Origin of the sequence: Pseudomonas sp. A6 (assembly GCF_052367875.1) — a bacterium.
Classification (GTDB): domain Bacteria; phylum Pseudomonadota; class Gammaproteobacteria; order Pseudomonadales; family Pseudomonadaceae; genus Pseudomonas; species Pseudomonas citronellolis.
Window position 1 is genome coordinate 5,977,677 of the sequence record NZ_CP198970.1, and the last position, 20,195, is coordinate 5,997,871.

The 20,195-nt window shown below is 69.6% G+C and carries 18 protein-coding genes; 13 read left to right on the plus strand and 5 right to left on the minus strand.

The features are described 5' to 3' along the window. Positions 1 to 147: 147 nt before the first annotated feature. The 5 genes from ACTWJ5_RS26225 to ACTWJ5_RS26245 all read left to right on the plus strand — a co-directional run bounded on the left by ACTWJ5_RS26225 (position 148) and on the right by ACTWJ5_RS26245 (position 4,305). Positions 148 to 552 (plus strand): hypothetical protein, encoded by a 405-nt coding sequence (locus tag ACTWJ5_RS26225; protein ID WP_116425556.1) that lies wholly within the window; start codon positions 148 to 150, stop codon positions 550 to 552. 109 nt (positions 553 to 661) lie between these two features. After that, on the plus strand, positions 662 to 3,085 hold the full coding sequence (locus ACTWJ5_RS26230; protein ID WP_444436844.1) for a heavy metal translocating P-type ATPase: 2,424 nt from the start codon (positions 662 to 664) through the stop codon (positions 3,083 to 3,085). Then, complete coding sequence (cueR, locus tag ACTWJ5_RS26235; RefSeq protein WP_253392247.1) at positions 3,072 to 3,473, plus strand: Cu(I)-responsive transcriptional regulator; 402 nt, start codon at positions 3,072 to 3,074, stop codon at positions 3,471 to 3,473. Before ACTWJ5_RS26230 ends, cueR begins: the two co-directional genes overlap by 14 nt. 254 nt (positions 3,474 to 3,727) lie before the next feature. Continuing rightward, entirely contained in the window at positions 3,728 to 3,982 is a 255-nt protein-coding gene (locus tag ACTWJ5_RS26240; RefSeq protein ID WP_074984997.1) for a type II toxin-antitoxin system HicA family toxin, read from the plus strand. Further along, positions 3,979 to 4,305 carry a type II toxin-antitoxin system HicB family antitoxin gene (locus ACTWJ5_RS26245; RefSeq protein ID WP_074984995.1) on the plus strand — a complete coding sequence of 109 codons (327 nt, stop codon included), beginning with the start codon at positions 3,979 to 3,981 and terminating at the stop codon, positions 4,303 to 4,305. Before ACTWJ5_RS26240 ends, ACTWJ5_RS26245 begins: the two co-directional genes overlap by 4 nt. Positions 4,306 to 4,732: 427 nt before the next feature. On the opposite strand, the gene ACTWJ5_RS26250 is transcribed toward ACTWJ5_RS26245, so the two are convergent. From ACTWJ5_RS26250 to ACTWJ5_RS26270, 5 genes are all read right to left on the minus strand, one after another. Further along, positions 4,733 to 5,623 carry an EamA family transporter gene (locus tag ACTWJ5_RS26250; RefSeq protein WP_444436845.1) on the minus strand — a complete coding sequence of 297 codons (891 nt, stop codon included), beginning with the start codon at positions 5,621 to 5,623 and terminating at the stop codon, positions 4,733 to 4,735. A gap of 89 nt (positions 5,624 to 5,712) precedes the next feature. Further along, positions 5,713 to 6,264, minus strand: coding sequence for a nucleotidyltransferase family protein (locus ACTWJ5_RS26255; protein WP_249920208.1), 552 nt, complete (start codon positions 6,262 to 6,264; stop codon positions 5,713 to 5,715). Then, complete coding sequence (locus tag ACTWJ5_RS26260; RefSeq protein WP_444436846.1) at positions 6,261 to 7,154, minus strand: PA4780 family RIO1-like protein kinase; 894 nt, start codon at positions 7,152 to 7,154, stop codon at positions 6,261 to 6,263. Before ACTWJ5_RS26260 ends, ACTWJ5_RS26255 begins: the two co-directional genes overlap by 4 nt. A 92-nt stretch (positions 7,155 to 7,246) precedes the next feature. After that, positions 7,247 to 8,428 (minus strand): response regulator, encoded by a 1,182-nt coding sequence (locus ACTWJ5_RS26265; protein WP_253392245.1) that lies wholly within the window; start codon positions 8,426 to 8,428, stop codon positions 7,247 to 7,249. A 19-nt stretch (positions 8,429 to 8,447) separates the two neighbouring features. Beyond that, positions 8,448 to 10,811: an ATP-binding protein gene (locus ACTWJ5_RS26270; RefSeq protein WP_074984987.1), complete on the minus strand. Its 2,364-nt coding sequence runs from the start codon at positions 10,809 to 10,811 to the stop codon at positions 8,448 to 8,450. A gap of 122 nt (positions 10,812 to 10,933) precedes the next feature. Here ACTWJ5_RS26270 and ada point away from each other — a divergent pair, with 122 nt between their 5' ends. From ada to ACTWJ5_RS26310, 8 genes are all read left to right on the plus strand, one after another. Beyond that, on the plus strand, positions 10,934 to 11,992 hold the full coding sequence (ada, locus tag ACTWJ5_RS26275) for a bifunctional DNA-binding transcriptional regulator/O6-methylguanine-DNA methyltransferase Ada (protein ID WP_444436847.1): 1,059 nt from the start codon (positions 10,934 to 10,936) through the stop codon (positions 11,990 to 11,992). Between the two features lie 81 nt (positions 11,993 to 12,073). Beyond that, the gene (locus ACTWJ5_RS26280) at positions 12,074 to 12,715 is read left to right on the plus strand and encodes a phosphatase PAP2 family protein (RefSeq protein ID WP_253411555.1); all 642 of its coding nucleotides are present in this window, start codon (positions 12,074 to 12,076) and stop codon (positions 12,713 to 12,715) included. Positions 12,716 to 13,170: 455 nt separating this feature from the next. Then, positions 13,171 to 14,079, plus strand: a complete 909-nt coding sequence (locus ACTWJ5_RS26285; RefSeq protein ID WP_058070656.1) for a glutamate/aspartate ABC transporter substrate-binding protein — start codon at positions 13,171 to 13,173, stop codon at positions 14,077 to 14,079. A gap of 186 nt (positions 14,080 to 14,265) precedes the next feature. Beyond that, on the plus strand, positions 14,266 to 15,012 hold the full coding sequence (locus ACTWJ5_RS26290) for an amino acid ABC transporter permease (RefSeq protein WP_256512667.1): 747 nt from the start codon (positions 14,266 to 14,268) through the stop codon (positions 15,010 to 15,012). Then, positions 15,009 to 15,677, plus strand: coding sequence for an amino acid ABC transporter permease (locus ACTWJ5_RS26295; protein ID WP_174672455.1), 669 nt, complete (start codon positions 15,009 to 15,011; stop codon positions 15,675 to 15,677). Before ACTWJ5_RS26290 ends, ACTWJ5_RS26295 begins: the two co-directional genes overlap by 4 nt. Continuing rightward, the gene (locus ACTWJ5_RS26300; protein WP_009615999.1) at positions 15,674 to 16,408 is read left to right on the plus strand and encodes an amino acid ABC transporter ATP-binding protein; all 735 of its coding nucleotides are present in this window, start codon (positions 15,674 to 15,676) and stop codon (positions 16,406 to 16,408) included. Before ACTWJ5_RS26295 ends, ACTWJ5_RS26300 begins: the two co-directional genes overlap by 4 nt. A gap of 157 nt (positions 16,409 to 16,565) precedes the next feature. Further along, positions 16,566 to 18,452 (plus strand): sensor histidine kinase, encoded by a 1,887-nt coding sequence (locus ACTWJ5_RS26305; protein ID WP_074984975.1) that lies wholly within the window; start codon positions 16,566 to 16,568, stop codon positions 18,450 to 18,452. Positions 18,453 to 18,499: 47 nt separating this feature from the next. After that, positions 18,500 to 19,777 carry a sigma-54-dependent transcriptional regulator gene (locus ACTWJ5_RS26310; RefSeq protein ID WP_444439663.1) on the plus strand — a complete coding sequence of 426 codons (1,278 nt, stop codon included), beginning with the start codon at positions 18,500 to 18,502 and terminating at the stop codon, positions 19,775 to 19,777. Positions 19,778 to 20,195 lie beyond the last annotated feature (418 nt).

The window sequence follows — 20,195 nt, forward strand, 5'->3', positions numbered from 1 at the left end:
AACTCCTCGGGTTCGCTTGACGATGGGCGCAGTGTCGACCTTGCCACCGTGGCAAGGTCAAGCCCCCTGCGGCGCCACGCCGCGGGCTTGCCCCCGGCGCCGCCCTCGGCCAAGCTCTGCGCATCCGAGCCCTACCGGGAGCCCCCCATGCGCCGCCTGCTCCGCGCCCTGCCCTGCCTGCTCTGGCCCGCCCTGGCCCTGGCCGCCGACCCGCCGACGGTGCAGGCCTGGCCGCAGCAGGACCCGCCGCCGCCCGGCTACGCCGTGCTCAACATCAGCCGCCAGGGCCTGCAGAGCGGCAGCGCCTGCGACATCGACCTCTACGTGCGCGGCGAACTGCTGGCGCGCCTGCAGCCCGAAGGCACCGTGGCGCTGAACCTGTCCCCCGGCGAGGTGCCCATCCGCCTCGCCGTCTCCGCCACCGGCGCCTGCCGCGACGGCATGCAGCAACTGCAGGCGCAGACCCTGCGCCTGCGCGCCGGGGAAATCCGCAACTACCGCATCGGCTACCGCGAGGGCGGGCTGTTCCTGACGCCGGTCAACGATCCCTGAGCGAGGGCTTGACCTTGCCCTCGTGGCAAGGTTCATCCTCGCAGCATCGTCGGATCGTGACCGCCGCGCCCGCCGGAAGCGGGCGGCGGACATCAGGAGGATCGTCCACATGAACAGCCCCATCGAGCTCGACCTGCCGGTGACCGGCATGACCTGCGCATCCTGCGTTGGCCGCGTCGAACGGGCCCTGAAGAAGGTGCCCGGGGTGCTCGCGGCCAGCGTCAACCTGGCCAGCGAGCAGGCGCGGGTGAGCGTCGACTCGCCCGAACAGCTGCCGGCCCTGGTGGCCGCGGTGGAGAACGCCGGCTACCAGGTGCCCAGCCACAGCCTGGAGCTGGCCATCGACGGCATGACCTGCGCCAGCTGCGTGGGCCGCGTGGAGCGCGCGCTGAAGAAGGTCCCCGGGGTGCGCGAGGCCAGCGTCAACCTGGCCAGCGAACGCGCCCGCCTGGACCTGCTCGGCCCGGTTGACCCGGCCACCCTCATCGCCGCGGTGGACAAGGCCGGCTACCACGCCCGCCTGCTCCAGGCCGAACGCCCGGCCGAGGACCCGGCCCTGGCGCGCCTGGCCCGCGAGCGCTGGTTCCTGCTGGCGGCCATCGTCCTGGCCGTGCCCCTGGTACTGCCGATGTTCGCCGAATGGGCCGGGCTGCACTGGATGCTGCCGGCCTGGGTGCAGTTCGCCCTGGCCACCCCGGTGCAATTCATCATCGGCGCGCGCTTCTACGTCTCGGCGTGGAAGGCGGTGCGCGCCCGCAGCGGCAACATGGACCTGCTGGTGGCCCTGGGCACCAGCGCCGGCTACGGCCTGAGCCTGTACCTGTGGCTGAGCGCCGCCCCCGGCGCCATGCCGCACCTTTATTTCGAGGCCAGCGCCGTGGTGATCGCCCTGATCCTCCTCGGCAAGTACCTGGAAAGCCGCGCCAAGCGCCAGACCGCCACGGCCATCCGCGCCCTGGAGGCGCTGCGCCCGGAACGCGCCACGCGTATCCGCGACGGCCACGAGGAAGACGTCGCCATCGCCGAGCTGAGCCTGGGCGACGAACTGCTGGTGCGCCCCGGCGAGCGCTTCCCGGTGGACGGCAAGGTGCTCGACGGCCGCAGCCACGCCGACGAGGCGCTGATCACCGGGGAAAGCCTGCCGGTGCCCAAGGCCCCGGGTGACAAGGTGACCGGCGGGGCCATCAACGGCGAGGGCCTGCTGACCATCCGCGCCACCGCCCTGGGCGGGGAAACCGTGCTGGCGCGCATCATCCGCCTGGTGGAAGACGCCCAGGCGGCCAAGGCGCCGATCCAGAAGCTGGTGGACAAGGTCAGCAACGTCTTCGTCCCGGTGGTGATCGGCATCGCCCTGGTCACCCTGGCCGGCTGGCTGCTGGCCGGCGCCGGCGTGGAAACCGCACTGATCAACGCGGTGGCCGTGCTGGTCATCGCCTGCCCCTGCGCCCTGGGCCTGGCGACGCCGACGGCGATCATGGCCGGCACCGGCGTGGCCGCGCGCCACGGCATCCTGATCAAGGACGCCGAGGCCCTGGAAGTCGCCCACGCGGTGAGCGCCGTGGCCTTCGACAAGACCGGCACCCTCACCTCGGGCACGCCCAGCCTGGTCCACTTCGCCGTGGCCGAAGGCGAACCCGACGCCGCCCTGGCCCTGGCCGGCGCCCTGCAGCGCGGCAGCGAGCACCCGCTGGCCAAGGCGGTGCTCAGCGCCTGCGCCGAGCAGCACCTGCGCGTCCCCATCGTGAGCCACAGTCAGGCCCTGGCCGGGCGCGGCATCCAGGGCCAGGTCGGCGAGCGCCTGCTGGCCCTGGGCAACCGCCGCCTGCTCGACGAACAGGGCCTGGCCGCCGGCGAACTGCAAGACAAGGCCACGGAATGGGAAGGCCAGGGCCGCACCCTGTCCTGGCTGCTCGAACTGCAGCCGCAACCGCGCCTGCTCGGCCTGTTCGCCTTCGGCGACAGCCTCAAGCCCGGCGCCGCCGAGGCGGTGCGGGCGCTGCGCGAGCGCGGCATCGGCAGCCACCTGATCACCGGCGACAACCGCGGCAGCGCGCGGGTGGTCGCCGAAGCGCTGGGCCTGGACGACGTCCACGCCGAAGTGCTGCCGGCGGACAAGGCCGCGGTGGTGGCGCAGCTCAGGAGCGGCGGCAAGGTGGTGGCGATGGTCGGCGACGGCATCAACGACGCCCCGGCGCTGGCCGCGGCGGACGTCGGCATCGCCATGGGCGGCGGCACCGACGTGGCCATGCACGCCGCCGGCATCACCCTGATGCGCGGCGACCCGCGGCTGGTCCCCGAAGCTCTGGACATCGCCCGGCGCACCTACGCGAAGATCCGCCAGAACCTGTTCTGGGCCTTCATCTACAACCTGGTCGGCGTGCCCCTGGCCGCCTTCGGCCTGCTCAACCCGATGGTCGCCGGCGCCGCCATGGCCGCCTCCAGCGTCAGCGTGGTGAGCAACGCGCTGCTGCTCAAGCGCTGGAAACCGGCACAGAGCGCGAACGCAACGGGAGACGGCGATGAACATCGGTGAAGCGGCGAAGAAGAGCGGCCTGTCGGCGAAGATGATCCGCTACTACGAATCCATCGGCCTGCTCGCCCCGGCCGGCCGCAGCGCCAGCGGCTACCGCCACTACAGCGAGCAGGACCTGCACCGCCTGGCCTTCATCCGCCGCTCGCGGGACTTCGGCTTCTCCCTGGAGGAAGTCGGCCGCCTGCTCGCCCTCTGGCAGGACCGCCAGCGCGCCAGCGCCGACGTCAAGGCCCTGACCGGCCAGCACATCGCCGAACTGGAACGCAAGATCGCCGAACTCACCGCCCTGCGCGACACCCTGCAGGAACTCCACGACCACTGCCAGGGCGACCACCGCCCGGACTGCCCGATCCTCAAGGACCTGGAGTCGGGGAGTTGCTGTCACTGAGCGCAGCGAGTCTTTCGTAGGAGCGAGCTTGCTCGCGAATGGTGTTTACCGGCAGTCATGGCGATGGGTATCGCTTCGCTCAACCCATCCTACGACGGCAGTTCTCCTACGGTTGAGCAGTAGTCCGATCGGCGGATAACACCGTTGGCGTTATGCGCCCTACGAAACATCCCACACCCTGTCGGGAAAGCTCATTCGGCTGGCAAAACGCCTACGACGGTATCATAATCCGATACCAACAAGAGGCATCACGGATGAATAGCCGGCAGCGGGCGACCCTGGAAGCGCTCTACGCGGTCCCTACGCCATGCAACCTGGAATGGGCACGCATTGAATCCCTGCTGCTCTCGCTGGGCGCCAGGCTTATCGAAGGCAACGGCTCGCGCGTGCGCTTCGAGCTGAATGGCGTCATCGCCAGCTTCCACCGCCCGCACCCGGCCAAGGAAGCCAAACCCTATCAGGTCCGCGATGCGCGGGCCTTCATCGAACGAGCGGGATACGCACCATGAGCCCGATGAAATACAAAGGCTATGTCGCACGCATCGAGTACAGCGACGACGACGGGCTGTTCATCGGCCATATCGCCGGCATCCAGGACGTCATCGGTTTCCATGGCGAGTCGGTGAGCGAGTTGCGCCAGTTGTTCCATGAGGCCGTCGACGACTACCTCGACACCTGCGCCAAGCTTGGTCGCGAGCCACAGAAGCCCTACTCCGGCAAGCTCAGCCTGCGCCTGGACCCGGCACTGCATGCCCGCGTCGCGCTCAAGGCGGAGCTGAGCAACAAGAGCATCAACCAGTGGGTGGCGGAGCGGCTGAGCGAAGCGGTGTGATTAGTCACGGCTATGGGTATCGCTCCGCTCCACCCATCCTACGACGGCGTTTCTCCTGTGGTTGATCGGCGGTAGGGCGTAATTCGCCCTACGCGCCCGTGAAGCACGGCACTTCCCTGTAGGAGCGAGCTTGCTCGCGAACGGTGTTTACCGGCAGCAGCTGTGTTTCGGATTGACTCCGCACCCTCTCCCCAGCCCTCGGCTGCGCGCCCCGCCCTGAAGGGAGAGGGGGCTAGACCGTGCCGGCTGATATCAAGGTTTCAGCTGGACACCACAGCAGGAATGTCCGGCTGACTGCAAAACATCCAACTCTGCCCAACAGTCCCCTCTCCCTTCAGGGAGAGGGTTAGGGAGAGGGCGCTCTTCAGGGCCAGCACCAGAGCAACCTCACCACACCATCACCATAAGGCCTGGCCCTGAACCAAGGTCAGCCACGCACCTGCGCCACCGCCCCGCGCCGCCACAACGATGCCGGCAACACCGTCACCGCCAGCCCTACGAAGACCAGCGCGCAGGCCAACCAGTCCTGGGCGGTGAGTCGTTCGCCCAGCAGCAGCCAGCCGGACAGCAGGCCGGAGACCGGCACCGCCAGGGCGAAGGGGGTGACCTGGCTGGCCGGGTAGCGGCGCAGCAGGAAGCTCCACAGGCCGAAGCCCACGGTGGTGGCGAGGAAGGCGATGTACAGCAGCGCGCCCATGCCTTCCCAACTGATGCCGGTCAGCGCCGTCAAGATGGCTTGCGGGCCTTCGAAAATCCACGACAGGACCAGCAGCGGCAACGGCGGAATCAGGCTCACCCAACTGATCAGGCGCAGCATGTCGCTGGCCCCGGAGCGCTTGGTGGCGATGTTGGAGAAGGCCCAGGCCAGGGCCGCGGCCATCACCAGGGCGAAGGCCAGCAGGCTGTCGCCCAGGGGGCGTTCCAGGCCGATCAGCAGCAGGCCGCCGGCGGCCAGGGCGAGGCCGGCCAGGGCGCGGGCGCTGGGGCGTTCGCCGAGGAAGGCGGCGGCGATCAGCACGGTGAAGAACACCTGGCTCTGCAGCACCAGGGACGACAACCCGGCGGGCATGCCCAGGTGCATGCCGACGAACAGCAGGCCGAACTTGACCACCCCCAGCAGCACGCCGATCTGCACGATGCGCCAGAACGGCGCCGGCAGCGGCCCGCGCAGGAACACCAGCGGCAGCGCCGCCAGGGCGAAGCGCAGGGCGCAGAACAGCAGCGGCGGGAAGTCGTGCAGGCCGACCTTGATGATGACGAAGTTGACGCCCCAGATCAGCGTGACCAGCAGGGCGAGGAGGATGTGCGGCAAGGGCATGGCGGTGCTTCCGGGTGGGATCGGGCCACGCTAGCAGGGCCGCGGCGGGCTGTATGTACACAGTTGCCGCGCAAATGGCGCATACAGCGTCAGGGCAGTTCGATGCGCAGCTGCGGCCAGCGCCGTGTCCAGTCCTTGCCCCGCAGGCGCTGGCGGTAGACCTCGGGCTTGCCGCGGAAATGTTCGGTGGGGCGAACGCGCAGTTCGAACAGGTCGTCCAGGCCCAGCGGCGCCAGCAGCTCCAGGCCCTGGTCGGCGAGGCGCACCGCCACCGCGGTGCAGACTTCCGGCCAGTGGCGCATGGCGTCGGCGACGTCCGCATAGGGCGCATCGCCGTTGCGCAGGTGCATGCGCGCCTGGTTGCGCACCGACCAGGGCACCTGCGGGCAGGCCCGGGCCAGGCGTCGCTCGAAGGCTTCGTCGGCCTCGGCTTGCAAGCAGCGGGCGTCGAAGTACAACACGTCCACGTCCGCCAGCGCGCCGGGGACGAGCTCGTGCAGATGGTCCCAGACGGCGTTGCGCACGAAGCCGGCGCCGATCCAGGCGCCGGGCGGGCCGTACTCGCGCAGGGCGCGCAGCAGGCCCAGGCGTTGCGGGCAGGCGGCGAGCAGAGCGATCAGGCGCGCCGCCTGCGGGCTCACTGCAGCCACGGCGGTGGTGGCGGCTCCTCGGCGTGCGGCGGGCCATCCTGCTCGGCGCGGGCCGCCTCGCGGCGCTCCTGCTCGCGCAGGGCGGCGGCGATCTCGCGCATCACCGCATCGACGTCGGCTTCCTCTTCCGGCTCGTCGAAGAGGCCGGTCAGCGGGGTGTCCGGCTGCAGCTTGCCGTCCTCGTACAGCGCCCACATTTCCTTGGCGTAGCGGGTGTCCTTGAGCTCCGGGGCGAACTGGCCGAAGTAGGCGGCCATGTTGCCGACGTCGCGTTCGAGCATGCGGAAGGCGTGGTTGTTGGCCGCCGCGTCCACCGCCTGGGGCAGGTCGATGATCACCGGGCCGTCGGGGCCGAGCAGCACGTTGAACTCCGAGAGGTCGCCGTGCACCAGCCCGGCGCAGAGCATCATGACGATCTGGCGGATGAGGAAGTCGTGGTATTCGCGCGCCTGCTCCGGCTCCAGCACCACGTCGTTGAGGCGCGGCGCGGCGTCACCGTCTTCGTCGGCGACCATTTCCATCAGCAGCACGCCGTCGAGGAAGTCGTAGGGCTTGGGTACCCGCACCCCGGCATTGGCCAGGCGGAACAGCGCCGCCACCTCGGCGTTCTGCCAGGCCTCCTCCTGCTCGCGCCGGCCATAGCGCGAGCCCTTGGCCATGGCCCGGGCCTGGCGGCTGTTGCGCACCTTGCGGCCCTCCTGGTATTCCGCGGCCTGGCGGAAACTGCGTTTGTTGGCCTCCTTGTAGACCTTGGCGCAGCGCAGCTGCTCGCCGCAGCGCACCACGTAGACCGCCGCTTCCTTGCCGCTCATCAGCGGGCGCAGCACTTCGTCGACCAGGCCGTCCTCGATCAGCGGCTCTATGCGTTTGGGTGTCTTCATCAGGCTCCGTCGTCGTTCTTATCCGGCCCAAGCGGCCGCAGCCGCCCCTTATACGACATGCGCCGGGTGACGCCCAGCACCGACCGCCGGAATCATGGTGGCGTCGTGGTCATTTCGATGCTTTCGCCCAGGGCGTCGGCCATGCGCTCGATCTCGCTGCCCAGGGCCTGGGCGTCGTCGGCGTAGCGGATGGCGATGGCGGCGAAGCCGTCGGCCACCTCGGCGAAGGCCTCCACCACCTGCGGGTCGAAGTGGCTGCCGCTGGCGGCGAGGACCTGCTGGCGGGCCTCGTCCGGCGCGAGGGTCGCGTGGTAGGGATGGCGGCTGGTCAGCTCGTCGTAGCAGTCGATCAGCGCCAGCAACCGTGCCGACAGCGGGATCTGCTCGCCGCGCAGTCCCCGTGGATAGCCGCTGCCGTCCCAGCGTTCGTGGTGGCCGTAGGCGATCTCCTTGGCGTAGCGCAGGAATTCCGCCGGGCTGCCCAGGCGGCGTTCGGCGGCGGCCAGGGCGTCGTGGCCGATGCGCGTGTGGCTCTGCATCAGCAGCTGGTCCTCGGGGCTGAGCTGGCCGGGGTTGAGCAGCACGCGGTCGGGCACCGCCACCTTGCCGATGTCGTGCAGTTGCGCCGAGCGCGCCAGCAGTTCGATCTGCTCCAGGTCCAGGCCGCCGGCCTCGCCCTCGCGCCGGGCCAGGGCGTCGGCGAGCAGGCGCATGTACTGCTCGATGCGCAGCAGGTGGCGGCTGTGCGGGTTGTCGCGCAGGTCGCAGAGGGTGGCCATGGCCTCCAGGGTGGCGTCCTGGGCGGCCTGCAGTTCGCGGCTGCGGCGGCGCACTTCCAGCTCCAGGTATTCGCTCTTGTCGCGCAGGAAGTCGGCGTTGGCCTTGAGCTTGAGGTGCGCGCGGATGCGCGCCAGGGTCACCGGCGGGCTGATCGGCTTGGTGATGTAGTCCACCGCGCCCAGGTCCAGGCCGCGCTGTTCGTCGGCGGTGCTGACCATGCCGGTGAGGAAGATCACCGGGATCTCGGCGGTCAGCGGGTCGGCCTTGAGCTGGCGGCAGACTTCGTAGCCGTCCATCTCCGGCATCATGATGTCGAGCAGCACCAGGTCCGGCCGCGGCTCGCTGGCGGCCAGGCGCAGGGCCTTGGCGCCGCTGCCGGCGACGCGCACCTGATACTGGCCCATGAGCAGCTCGCTCATGAGCATGAGGTTGTCCGGTTGGTCATCGACCACCAGGATCACTTCCTGGTCCGGTCGGTCCAGCATGCTGTCCAAGGTTCCACCCCTCTTGCGCTCAGATGCGGATGTCGCGCTCGCGCGACAACACCAGCAGTTTTTCCAGGGCCCGCTCGAATTCGAAGCGGCGGATGCTCGCCGCGACTTCGTCGTACCCGTCATTGAAGATACTGCGCAGCAGGCCCGCGCGCTCGCCGACCAGCCGTCCGGCACGCGGGTCGTCGGCGGCCAGCAGGTGCGCCAGGCGGCGCACCACCTGCTCGGCCTGCTGGCGCTCGGCCGCCGGCAGTTCGACCGCCGGCGGCCCCGCCGGTTCTGGCGCCTCCAGCAGCGGCGGCGCCGTCGAGGGCGAGCGCAGGATGCGCGACAGGTCGATGGGCCGCGCGTCCTCCACGTGGCCCAGGGGCAGGCGGCACCAGAACAGGCTGCCCTTGTCCGGCTCGCTGTCCACCCCGACCTCGCCGCCCATGGCCTCGGCCAGGCGCTTGCAGATCGCCAGCCCCAGGCCCGAGCCGCCGTAGCGCCGGGTGATGGAGTTGTCGGCCTGGCGGAAGGACTCGAACAGGCGTTCCTGCTGCGCCGGGCTGATGCCGATGCCGGTGTCGCGCAGGCCGAAGTACAGCCAGTCCTCGTCGCCGGCCTGCATGTCCAGGCGCACCTCCAGCTCCAGCCCGCCGTGCTCGGTGAACTTGAGCGCGTTGTTGCCGTAGTTCATCAGGATCTGCCGCAGGCGCAGCGAGTCGCCCAGCAGGTGCGAGGGCAGCCGCGGGTCGATGTGGCAGTCCAGGCTCAGGCCCTTGCCCGCGGCGCGGATCGCCAGCAGGTCGACCAGCTCGCCGAGCAGGCGCTCCAGGTCGAAGTCCAGGTGCTCGAACTCCAGGCGCCCGGCCTCCACCTTGGACAGGTCGAGGATGTCGCTGATCAGCTCCAGCAGGTACTGGCCCGAGCCCTGGATCTTGCCCAGGTAGTCGCGCTGCTGTGGGTCCAGGGCGGTCTGTTCGAGCAGGTGCGCCAGGCCGATGATGATGTTCAGCGGGGTGCGGATCTCGTGGCTGACGTTGGCCAGGAACTCGCTCTTCAGCCGCGCCGCCTGCTCGGCCAGGTCGCGGGCCTGGGCCAGGGCCTCCTCGGTGGCCTTGCGCGCGGTGATGTCGCGGCTCACCCCCACCAGCCCGAGCAGGGCGCCGTGGTCGTCGTGGAAGGCGCTGCGCAGGGTGTCGAACAGCACCCGCCGGCCGTCCGGGTAGACCACCCAGCCCTCGCTGGCGAACGGCTGGCTGGCCGACAGCGCCTGGCGGTCGCGCTCGCCGCGGCCGGCGCTGGCGGCATCGCTGAACAGCTGGGCGTCGCTGCGCCCGATCACGTCCTCGGCCGGCAGCCCCAGGCATTCGGCGAAGGCGTGGTTGGCGCCCAGGTAGCGGCCCTCGGTGTCCTTGAACCAGATGGGATCGGGGATGGCGTTGATCAGCGCCAGCAGGGTGCGCCGCTGGCGGTGCTCCTCGGCCTCGGCGCGGGCGCGCTCGGCCACCTGGATCTGCAGGCGGCGGTTCCAGACCAGGACGAAGGCGAGCAGGGCGAAGAAGCCCGCCACGTAGGGCCAGGCCGCCTGCAGCAGCTGCATCCAGTCGAAGGCGTCGATCTGCGGCAGCCAGCGCTGGCGGATGCGCTCCTGCTCGTCGTCGTCGATGCTGGCCAGGGCGCGGTCGAGCAGCGGCACCAGGGGCGCCAGCTCGCGGCGCACGGCGAAGCGCACCTGGCTGTTGTCCAGGCCGCTGTCGCCGCGCACCTCCAGGTTGCTCAGGTTGAGCTGGCCGATCAGGTAGTTGGTCGAGATGAGATTGCCCACGTAGGCGTCGGCGTTCCCGGAAGCCACGGCCTTGAGGGCTTCGGTGGTGTCGTCGACGATGACGAAGGCCACCCCCGGCACCGCCGTGCGCAGCAGGTCGTGCACGGCGAAGTCGCGCTCCACGGCCACGCGCTTGCCGGAGAGGTCGTCCAGCACCCGCACATTGCTGTCGCGGCGGGCGAAGATCAGGCTGCTGGTGCTCAGGTAGGGCTGGCTGAAGGCGAGGAAGCTCTCGCGCTCGGGCGAGCGCGCCACGGTCGGCAGCAGGTCGACCTCGCCCTTGCGCGCCGCTTCGATCACCTGCGCCCAGTCGTCGAAGGTCTGCGTCTGCAACTGCAGGCCCAGGCGCTGGGCGACCTGGTTCAGATAGTCGGCGCTGATGCCCTGGAACCTGCCCTGGGCGTCGACCATCTCGAACGGCGGCCAGCCATCGCGGGAAATGCCCACCCGCAGCGTCGGGTGGGCCTCCAGCCAGCTGCGTTCGTGGCCGCTGAGCGCCAGTTCCGCGCCCCACAGCGGTGGGCACAGCAGGAGGCAAAGCAGCAGGCAATGACTGAGGAGTCGGCGGCAGGGCATGGCGGGCTCTCGACGGACCTCCTGCAAGCGTAGCCGGCAGTTTGAAAAGCGATTACGGATTGCCCGCCCGCCGGGTGACGCCGACAATTTCCCCATGTACCCGGTCCTCCCTGGAGAGCGCCATGCCCCCACTTCCCGATGATGAACGCTGCTGGCAGGCGGTCTGCGAGCGTGACGCGGGCTTCGACCAGCGTTTCGTGTTTTCCGTTCGCTCCACCGGCGTCTATTGCCGGCCGAGCTGCCCGGCGCGGCGGCCAAGCCGCGCCAACGTGCGCTTCCACGCCGACGCGGCCGCCGCCGAAGCCGCGGGCTTCCGCCCCTGCAAGCGCTGCACGCCCGACGGCGAGAGCCCGGCGCAGCGCCTGGACGCCCTGGTCGCCGCCGCCTGCCAGTTGCTGGAGCAGGCCGAGCGCCCGCTGACCATGGACGAACTGGCCGCGCGCATCGGCCTCTCGGCTTCGCACCTGGCCCGCGCCTTCAAGGCGCGTACCGGCCTGACGCCGCGGGCCTGGGCCGAGGCCCGCCGCCAGCAGCGCCTGGCCGCCGCCCTGCCGCAGGCGCGTTCGGTGCTCGATGCCGCCCTGGAAGCGGGCTATTCCGGCACCCGCGCGCTCTACGAGGCGCCCACCGCGCTGAGCCCGGCGCAGCGCCGGCAGAAAGGCGCCGGCACCCGCCTGCGCTACGCCATCGCCCCCTGCCCGCTCGGCCAGGTGCTGCTGGCGGCAAGCCCGCGGGGCGTCTGCGCCCTGCTGTTCGGCGACGCGCCGGAGCTGCTGGAGGCGGAACTCCGCCAACGCTTCGCCGCCGCCGAGCTACAGCGCGACGACGCCGGCCTGGGCGACTGGCTGGGCCGGGTGCTGCGCCAGCTGGAACAGCCCGAACGCGCCGCCGGCCTGCCCCTGGACCTGCACGGCAGCGCCTTCCAGCTGCGCGTCTGGCTCGCCCTGGCGCAGATTCCCAGCGGGCAGACACGGCGCTACGGCGAACTGGCCGAGCAGTTGCACAGCCATCCCCGGGCCATCGCCCGCGCCTGCGCGAGCAACCCGGTGGGGCTGCTGGTGCCCTGCCACCGGGTGGTGGCCGCCGACGGCGGCAGCGGCGGCTACCGCTGGGGCCTGGAGCGCAAGCGCGAGCTGCTGCGCCGCGAGGACCAGGCGGCGCAGCAGGACGAACCGGCCTGAGCCGCCTCCGATCGGCCGGGCCCATGGCAGAGCCGTCGCTGTGCTATGGTTCGGCCCCTCGAAGGACCGCCTGCAAGCCCCATGACCCTCTGGAACCTCATCACCCGTTTCGGCGACAGCTCGCTGCTGCTGCCCTGCGCGCTGTTCATCTATGCCTGGTTGCTGCTGCGCCGGGAAAGCCACAACGCCCACTGCTGGCTGCTGCTGTTCGGCCTGGCCGCCGGCGTAACCCTGCTCTCCAAGCTGGCCTTCATGGGCTGGGGCATCGGTATTCCGGCGTGGAACTTCACCGGGCTGTCCGGCCACAGCATGATGGCCGCCAGCGTCCTGCCGGTGCTCTGCAGCCTGCTGCTGCCCGCCCGCCCCGCCTGGCGCCTGGCCGCCGCGGCCGGCGGCGCCGTGCTGGCGGTGCTGGTGGGCGTGTCGCGGCTGCAGATCAACGTCCATTCGCCGGCGGAAGTCTACGGCGGGCTGGCCGTGGGCCTGGCCGCCAGCGGCGCCTTCCTCTGCCTGACGCAGCGCCGCCTGCCGTCGCTGTCGCCCGTGCTGCTGGCCCTCGTCCTGCTGCTGGCCTCGCTGCAAGGCGTGACGGGCGTGCGCGCGCCCACCCACCAGATGCTGGAACGCATCGCCGCCTACATGGCTGACCGCGACAAGCCGTTCAAGCGCGGCGAGTGGGGCGGCTTCCATCGTCTCGACGGGCAGCGGGCGCCGGCGGCCTGAGCCGAGATGCGCTTCGCAGGATGGGTTGAGCCTGCGAAACCCATGCGGTCGTGGTGATGGGTATCGCTTCGCTCAACCCATCCTACGGTGAAATACCCTGCCTCCCTTACAGACCGCGCCGGAGTGCTCTTCGTAGGAGCGGGCCCTGCCCGCGATTCGCGCGCAGGGCGCGCTCCTACAAGGGAGCGGCGTGCGCGTTCGGAAAACCGAACGCACGAACGGCGTCTATTCGGCAGTCCGAACACCCGTCTCGCCAACGGCCCGCCGATCCCGAATATAAATCCTTTAAATTCAATTACTTGAAATAAATCCCAGGGACTGGCACGGTCCCTGCTCCAGTGCTTCCCGTGAGCATGCGGCAGCGCCGCGCTTGCCCGCCGGCCGCCAGGAGGGCCCGCCGCCGGGTACGCCTGCCGCAGGATCGACAACAACCAGAACAAGTCGAGGAAGCATCAATGCGTATCGCACCCCGTGTGCTGGGCGTGGCCATCGTCGCCGCCCTGTTCGCCACTCCGGCCCTTTCCGAGGAACTCACCGGCACCCTGAAGAAGATCAAGGACTCCGGCACCATCGTCCTCGGCCACCGTGACGCCTCCATCCCCTTCTCCTACCTGGCCGACGACCCGCGCCAGCCGGTGGGCTATTCCCACGACCTGCAGTTGAAGGTGGTCGAGGCGGTCAAGCAGGAACTGGGCATGCCCGACCTCAAGGTGCGCTACAACCTGGTCACCTCGCAGACGCGTATCCCGCTGGTGCAGAACGGCACCGTGGACATCGAGTGCGGCTCCACCACCAATAACCTCGAGCGCCAGAAGCAGGTCGACTTCTCCCTCGGCATCTTCGAGGTGGGCACCCGCCTGCTGACCAGGAAGACCAGCGGCATCAGCGACTTCGCCGACCTCAAGGGCAAGAACGTGGTGACCACCGCCGGCACCACCTCCGAGCGCCTGCTCAAGTCGATGAACGCCGAGAAGAAGATGGGCATGAACATCATCTCGGCCAAGGACCACGGCGAGTCCTTCCTGATGCTCGAATCCGGCCGCGCCGTGGCCTTCATGATGGACGACGCGCTGCTCTACGGCGAAATGGCCAAGGCCCGCAAGCCCGACGACTGGGCGGTGGTCGGCACCCCGCAGTCCTACGAAATCTACGGCTGCATGGTGCGCAAGGGCGACGAGGGCTTCAAGAAAGTGGTCGACAAGGCCATCGCCGATACCTTCGCCTCCGGGCAGATCAACGACATCTACGCCAAGTGGTTCACCCAGCCGGTGCCGCCCAAGGGCCTGAACCTCGAATTCCCGATGAGCGACACGCTCAAGAAGCTGATCGCCAGTCCCACCGACAAGTCTGCCGAGCAGATGTAACGGTGGCGCCCCGCCGCGCTCACGAGGCGCGGTTGGGCGGGGAACGGGAGCGCCAGCGGCGTTCCCGGCCTCCCCTTCCTTCCTGATCCACCACCGGAACACGCCCGCCACCCACGGGCGCAGGCGCCTGCGCGCCGCGTTCCGGCCGTTTCGACGCCCCGCACGGGGCCATCGAGGGCAACCTTCATGAACTACAACTGGGACTGGGGCGTGTTCTTCAAGTCCACCGGGATCGGCGACGAGATCTACCTGGACTGGTACCTCACCGGCCTGGGCTGGACCATCGCCGTCGCCCTCAGCGCCTGGCTCCTCGCGCTGGCGCTGGGCTCGCTGCTGGGCGTGCTGCGCACCGTGCCGAACCGCTGGCTGTCGGCCATCGGCACCGGCTACGTCGAGCTGTTCCGCAACGTGCCGCTGCTGGTGCAGCTGTTCATCTGGTACTTCCTGGTCCCGGACCTGCTGCCGCAGCCGCTGCAGGACTGGTTCAAGCTCGGCCTGGCGCCGGAGACCTCGGCCTTCGTCAGCGTCGTGGTGTGCCTGGGCCTGTTCACCGCCGCGCGCGTCTGCGAGCAGGTGCGCACCGGCATCCAGGCGCTGCCCGGGGGGCAGGTCGCCGCCGGCCGCGCCATGGGCTTCAGCCTGCCGCAGGTGTACCGCTACGTGCTGCTGCCGCAGGCCTTCCGCATCATCATCCCGCCGCTGACCTCGGAGTTCCTCAACATCTTCAAGAACTCCTCGGTGGCCTCGCTGATCGGCCTCATGGAGCTGCTGGCGCAGACCAAGCAGACCGCCGAGTTCAGCGCCAACCTGTTCGAGGCCTTCACCCTGGCCACGGCGATCTACTTCACCCTGAACATGAGCCTGATGCTGTTCATGCGCCTGGTCGAGCGCAAGGTCGCGCTGCCCGGGCTGATTTCCGTGGGAGGCAAATGATGGACTTCAGCTCGATCGTCCCGGCGCTGCCGGGCCTGTGGGACGGCATGGCCATGACCCTGCAGCTGACCGGTCTGGGCGTGCTCGGCGGCGTGGTGCTGGGCACCCTGCTGGCGCTGATGCGGCTGTCCCACAACCGCCTGCTGAGCAACCTCGCCGGCTTCTACGTCAACTACTTCCGTTCCATCCCGCTGCTGCTGGTGATCACCTGGTTCTACCTGGCGGTGCCCTACATCCTGCGCTGGATCACCGGCAGCGACACCCCGGTGGGCGCCTTCACCAGTTGCCTGGTGGCCTTCGTGATGTTCGAGGCGGCGTACTTCTGCGAGATCGTCCGCGCCGGCATCCAGGCCATCCCCAAGGGCCAGATGGGCGCGGCGCAAGCCCTGGGCATGACCTACGGCCAGTGCATGCGGCTGATCATCCTGCCCCAGGCGTTCCGCAAGATGACCCCGCTGCTGCTGCAGCAGAGCATCATCCTGTTCCAGGACACCTCGCTGGTCTACACCGTCGGCCTGATGGACTTCCTCAACGCGGCGCGCTCGCGCGGCGACATCATCGGCCAGCCCCACGAATTCCTGATCTTCGCCGGTCTCGTCTACTTCATCGTCAGCTTCACCGCCTCCTTCGCGGTCAAGCGCCTGCAGAAAGGGTTAGCCCTATGATCACCATCGACAACGTCAACAAGTGGTACGGCGACTTCCAGGTCCTCACCGACTGCAGCACCTCGGTCGCCAAGGGTGAAGTGGTGGTGGTCTGCGGGCCGTCCGGTTCGGGCAAGTCGACGCTGATCAAGTGCGTCAACGCCCTGGAGCCGTTCCAGAAGGGCGACATCGTGGTCGACGGCACTTCCATCGCCGACCCGAAGACCAACCTGCCGAAGCTGCGCTCGCGGGTGGGCATGGTGTTCCAGCACTTCGAGCTGTTCCCGCACCTGACCATCACCGAGAACCTGACCATCGCCCAGGTCAAGGTGCTCGGCCGCGGCAAGGACGAGGCCACCGAGAAGGGCCTGGCGCTGCTCGACCGCGTCGGCCTCAAGGCCCACGCCCACAAGCATCCCGGCCAGCTTTCCGGCGGCCAGCAACAGCGCGTGGCCATCGCCCGCGCCCTGGCCATGGACCCGATCGTGATGCTGTTCGACGAACCGACCTCGGCGCTGGACCCGGAGATGGTCAACGAGGTGCTCGACGTGATGGTCCAGCTGGCCCAGGAAGGCATGACCATGATGTGCGTGACCCACGAGATGGGCTTCGCCCGCAAGGTGGCCGACCGGGTGATCTTCATGGACCGCGGGCAGATCGTCGAAGACTGCGCCAAGGAGGAGTTCTTCGGCGACCTGGAAGCCCGCTCCGAGCGCGCCCGGCAGTTCCTGGCCAAGATCCTCACCCACTGAAGCCGCATGGCTTCTCGTAGGAGCGAGCTTGCTCGCGAACGAGCCCCGCTGCGGCGTCTGTTCGCGAGCAAGCTCGCTCCTACGAAGAGCAGCATTGGCACCTCTCCATCGGCCCGGCCCGGCGCCGGGCTGGTCCGCTTCCGACGACTGTGATGCAATGCCCGCCCAGCCATTGACCCTGCCACCGCCGAACGTGAAGCCGAGCCTCGTGCGCAACCTGCTGTTGCCGATTCCGCTGATCCTGCTGATGCTCGGCTTCGGCTACGGCGGCTACCTGGTCAGCGCCGGCGCCGGCACCCGCGCCCTGGTCGCCAGCGGCGAGCGCCAGCTGGAACTGCACGCCCGCGGGGTGGAAAGCGAGATCAGCCGCTACACCTACCTGCCCAGCCTGCTGGAGCTGGAAAACAACGTCACCCGCCTGCTGCTGGAACCCACGCCCTACCGCCGCGACCTGGTCAACGCCTACCTCGAAGGCCTCAACCGCCGCGCCGGCAGCCGCGCCATCTACCTGCTCGACACCTCCGGCCGCGTGCTGGCCACCAGCAACTGGCAGGACGCCGACAGCTACCTGGGCGAGGACCTGTCCTTCCGCGCCTACTTCCAGGACGCCGTGCAGGGCCGCCCGGGGCGCTTCTACGGCATCGGCAGCACCGTCGGCGAGCCCGGCTACTACCTGGCCCACGGCCTGGTGCACGGCGGGCGCATCGTCGGCGTGGCGGTGGTCAAGGTGAAGATGGAGGCCCTGGAGGAACGCTGGGAGAAGGCCCAGCTGCAGGCCTTCGTCAGCGACGAGAACGGCATCATCGTCCTCTCCAGCAACCCGCAACTGCGCCTGAAGGCGGTGCGCCCGCTCAGCGCCGCGGACAAGGAGCGCCTGGCGCGCAGCCTGCAGTACTACTGGTGGGCGCTCAACGAATGGCAGCCCAGCTCGCGCCGGGCCCTGGGCGAGGGCGTGGAGGAAATCGGCTTCCGCGACCGCGACGCCAGCGGCGAGCAGCACGCCGAGCGCCTGTACCTGAAGCAGAGCCGCCGCCTGAACGACACCCCCTGGGACTTCACCCTGCTCAGCCCGCTGCAGGACGTGCGCCGCGAAGCCATGATCCACGGCGTGCTGGCCGCGGTGGGCTTCGCCCTGCTGGCGTTTCTGCTGATCGCCTGGAACGAGCGGCGCAAGGTCCTGGCCACCCGCCTGGCCGCCCGCGAGGCGCTGGAACAGGCCAACGACGAACTGGAGCGGCGCATCGCCGAGCGCACCGCCGACCTGCGCGCCAGCAACCAGCATCTACGCGAACAGATCCGCGAGCGCCGCCAGGCCGAGGACACCCTGCGCAAGGCCCAGGACCGCCTGGTCCAGGCCGGCAAGCTGGCGGTGATCGGGCAGATGTCCACCAGCATCGCCCACGAGCTGAACCAGCCGCTGGCGGCGCTGCGCACCCTCTCCGGCAACACCGTGCGCTTCCTCCAGCGCGGCGCCCTGGACATCGCCAGCAGCAACCTGGAGGCGATCAACGAAATGGTCGACCGCATGGGCCGCATCACCGCCAGCCTGCGCGCCTTCGCCCGGCGCGCCGACGACCACGGCCAGGCGCGCCTGGGCAAGGCGGTGGACGCCGCGCTGCGGGTGCTGCAGGTGCGCCTGAAGGACTGCCCGCTGGCCCTGCACCGCGAATTCGACGACGTGTGCCTGGGCATCGACCAGACGCGCCTGGAACAGATCCTGGTCAACCTGATCGCCAACGCCCTCGACGCCATGAGCGCGCAGGCCGACCGCCAGCTCTGGCTCAGCGGCCGCGCCGAGGGCGCGCAGTACCACCTGACGGTGCGCGACAACGGCCCGGGCATCCCGCCGGATGCCCGCGAGCACCTGTTCGAACCCTTCTTCACCACCAAGCCCGGCGAGCACGGCCTGGGCCTGGGCCTGACGCTCTCGGCCAGCCTCGCCACCGCCGCCGGCGGCAGCCTCGGCGTGGCCCACCCGGAGGCCGGCGGCACCGCCTTCGAACTCAGCCTGCCACTGCTGCCCACTCAGGAACCCACGCCATGAGCGACGAAAAACTCCGCGTACTGGTGGTCGAGGACGACCCCCACGTGCTGCTCGGCTGCCAGCAGGCCCTGGCCCTGGAAGACATCGACAGCGACGGCGTGGCCAGCGCCGAGGAAGCGCTGCGGCGCGTGGGCGCCGACTTCCCCGGCATCGTCATCAGCGACATCCGCCTGCCCGGCATGGACGGCCTGCAGCTGCTGGCCCGCCTGCGCGAGAAGGACGCGCAGCTGCCGGTGGTGCTGATCACCGGCCACGGCGACATCGCCATGGCGGTGCAGGCCATGCGCGACGGCGCCTACGACTTCATGGAAAAACCCTTCGCCCCCGAGCGCCTGGTGGACGTGGCGCGGCGCGCCCTGGAGCACCGCCGGCTCAGCCGCGAGATCGGCCAGCTGCGTCGCCAACTGGCCGGGCGCCAGGCCCTGGAGGCCCGGCTGATCGGCCGTTCGCCGGCGATGCAGGCGCTGCGCGAGCTGATCGCCAACGTCGCCGACACCTCGGCCAACGTGCTCATCGAAGGCGAGACCGGCACCGGCAAGGAACTGGTCGCCCGCTGCCTGCACGACTACAGCCGGCGCCAGGCCAAGGCCTTTGTCGCGCTGAACTGCGGCGGCCTGCCGGAAAGCCTGATCGACAGTGAAATCTTCGGCCACGAGGCCCACGCCTTCACCGGCGCCGGCAAGCGGCGCATCGGCAAGATCGAGCACGCCGACGGCGGCAGCCTGTTCCTCGACGAGATCGAGAGCATGCCGCTGAACCTGCAGATCAAGCTGCTGCGGGTGCTGCAGGAACACCAGCTGGAACGCCTGGGCTCCAACCAGCTGATCCCGGTGGATTGCCGGGTGATCGCCGCGACCAAGTCGGACCTCGCCGCCATGGGCCGCGAGGGCAGCTTCCGCAGCGACCTCTACTACCGCCTCAACGTCATCACCCTGCAACTGCCGCCGCTGCGCGAGAGGCGTGAAGACATCCTGATGCTCTTCGAGCACTTCCTGCAGCAGTCCTCGCTGCGCTTCGACCGCCCGGCGCCGGCCATCGACAACGCCACCGCCGCCAGCCTGATGGCCCACGACTGGCCGGGCAACGTGCGCGAACTGCGCAACGTCGCCGAACGCTTCGCCCTCGGCCTGCCGGTGCTGAGCAGCAGCGGCCTGGGCCCGGACGCCAGCGAACCGCGCTTCGCCGAAGCCGTGGAAGCCTTCGAGCGCAGCCTGCTGCAAAGCGCCCTGGAACGCCACGCCGGCAACCTCAGCCAGGCCGCCCTGGCCCTGGGCATGGCCAAGACCACGCTGTTCGACAAGGTGAAGAAGTACGGCCTGGCGTAACGCCAATCCCTACGGGGTTCGCGAGCAAGCTCGCTCCTACGGTTCCGGGGAAGCACGGTCGTAGGGCGTATAACGCTCCGCGTTATACGCCGCTACACCCATGCCCTCGTCGACGCCGGGGTCGAACCGGGGCAATCCTCTTCCGTCGGTGGAGACGGCCAAGGTCGGCTCCGAGCAGGATGTGGCCGAGGTCAGGCGGCGTATAACCGCGAACGGTTATACGCCCTACGCGAATCGCGGGAAGCACGGTCGTAGGGCGTATAACGCTCCGCGTTATACGCCGCTACACCCATGCCCCCGCCAACGCCGGGGTCGAACCGGGGCGATCCTCTTCCGTCGGCGGAAACGGCCAAGGTCGGCTCCGAGCGGGGCATGGCCAAGGTCAGGCGGCGTATAACCGCGAACGGTTATACGCCCT

Excerpts from the sequence above, each read along its gene's own strand:
- ACTWJ5_RS26285 (WP_058070656.1), top strand. The coding sequence starts at position 13,171 with ATGCGTATCGCACCCCGTGTGCTGGGCGTGGCCATCGTCGCCGCCCTG.
- ACTWJ5_RS26270 (WP_074984987.1), bottom strand. The coding sequence starts at position 10,811 with ATGCCCTGCCGCCGACTCCTCAGTCATTGCCTGCTGCTTTGCCTCCTG.
- cueR (WP_253392247.1), top strand. The coding sequence starts at position 3,072 with ATGAACATCGGTGAAGCGGCGAAGAAGAGCGGCCTGTCGGCGAAGATG.
- ACTWJ5_RS26280 (WP_253411555.1), top strand. The coding sequence starts at position 12,074 with ATGACCCTCTGGAACCTCATCACCCGTTTCGGCGACAGCTCGCTGCTG.
- ACTWJ5_RS26300 (WP_009615999.1), top strand. The coding sequence starts at position 15,674 with ATGATCACCATCGACAACGTCAACAAGTGGTACGGCGACTTCCAGGTC.
- ACTWJ5_RS26245 (WP_074984995.1), top strand. The coding sequence starts at position 3,979 with ATGAGCCCGATGAAATACAAAGGCTATGTCGCACGCATCGAGTACAGC.
- ACTWJ5_RS26305 (WP_074984975.1), top strand. The coding sequence starts at position 16,566 with ATGCCCGCCCAGCCATTGACCCTGCCACCGCCGAACGTGAAGCCGAGC.
- ada (WP_444436847.1), top strand. The coding sequence starts at position 10,934 with ATGCCCCCACTTCCCGATGATGAACGCTGCTGGCAGGCGGTCTGCGAG.
- ACTWJ5_RS26250 (WP_444436845.1), bottom strand. The coding sequence starts at position 5,623 with ATGCCCTTGCCGCACATCCTCCTCGCCCTGCTGGTCACGCTGATCTGG.
- ACTWJ5_RS26225 (WP_116425556.1), top strand. The coding sequence starts at position 148 with ATGCGCCGCCTGCTCCGCGCCCTGCCCTGCCTGCTCTGGCCCGCCCTG.
- ACTWJ5_RS26240 (WP_074984997.1), top strand. The coding sequence starts at position 3,728 with ATGAATAGCCGGCAGCGGGCGACCCTGGAAGCGCTCTACGCGGTCCCT.
- ACTWJ5_RS26230 (WP_444436844.1), top strand. The coding sequence starts at position 662 with ATGAACAGCCCCATCGAGCTCGACCTGCCGGTGACCGGCATGACCTGC.
- ACTWJ5_RS26290 (WP_256512667.1), top strand. The coding sequence starts at position 14,266 with ATGAACTACAACTGGGACTGGGGCGTGTTCTTCAAGTCCACCGGGATC.
- ACTWJ5_RS26295 (WP_174672455.1), top strand. The coding sequence starts at position 15,009 with ATGATGGACTTCAGCTCGATCGTCCCGGCGCTGCCGGGCCTGTGGGAC.
- ACTWJ5_RS26260 (WP_444436846.1), bottom strand. The coding sequence starts at position 7,154 with ATGAAGACACCCAAACGCATAGAGCCGCTGATCGAGGACGGCCTGGTC.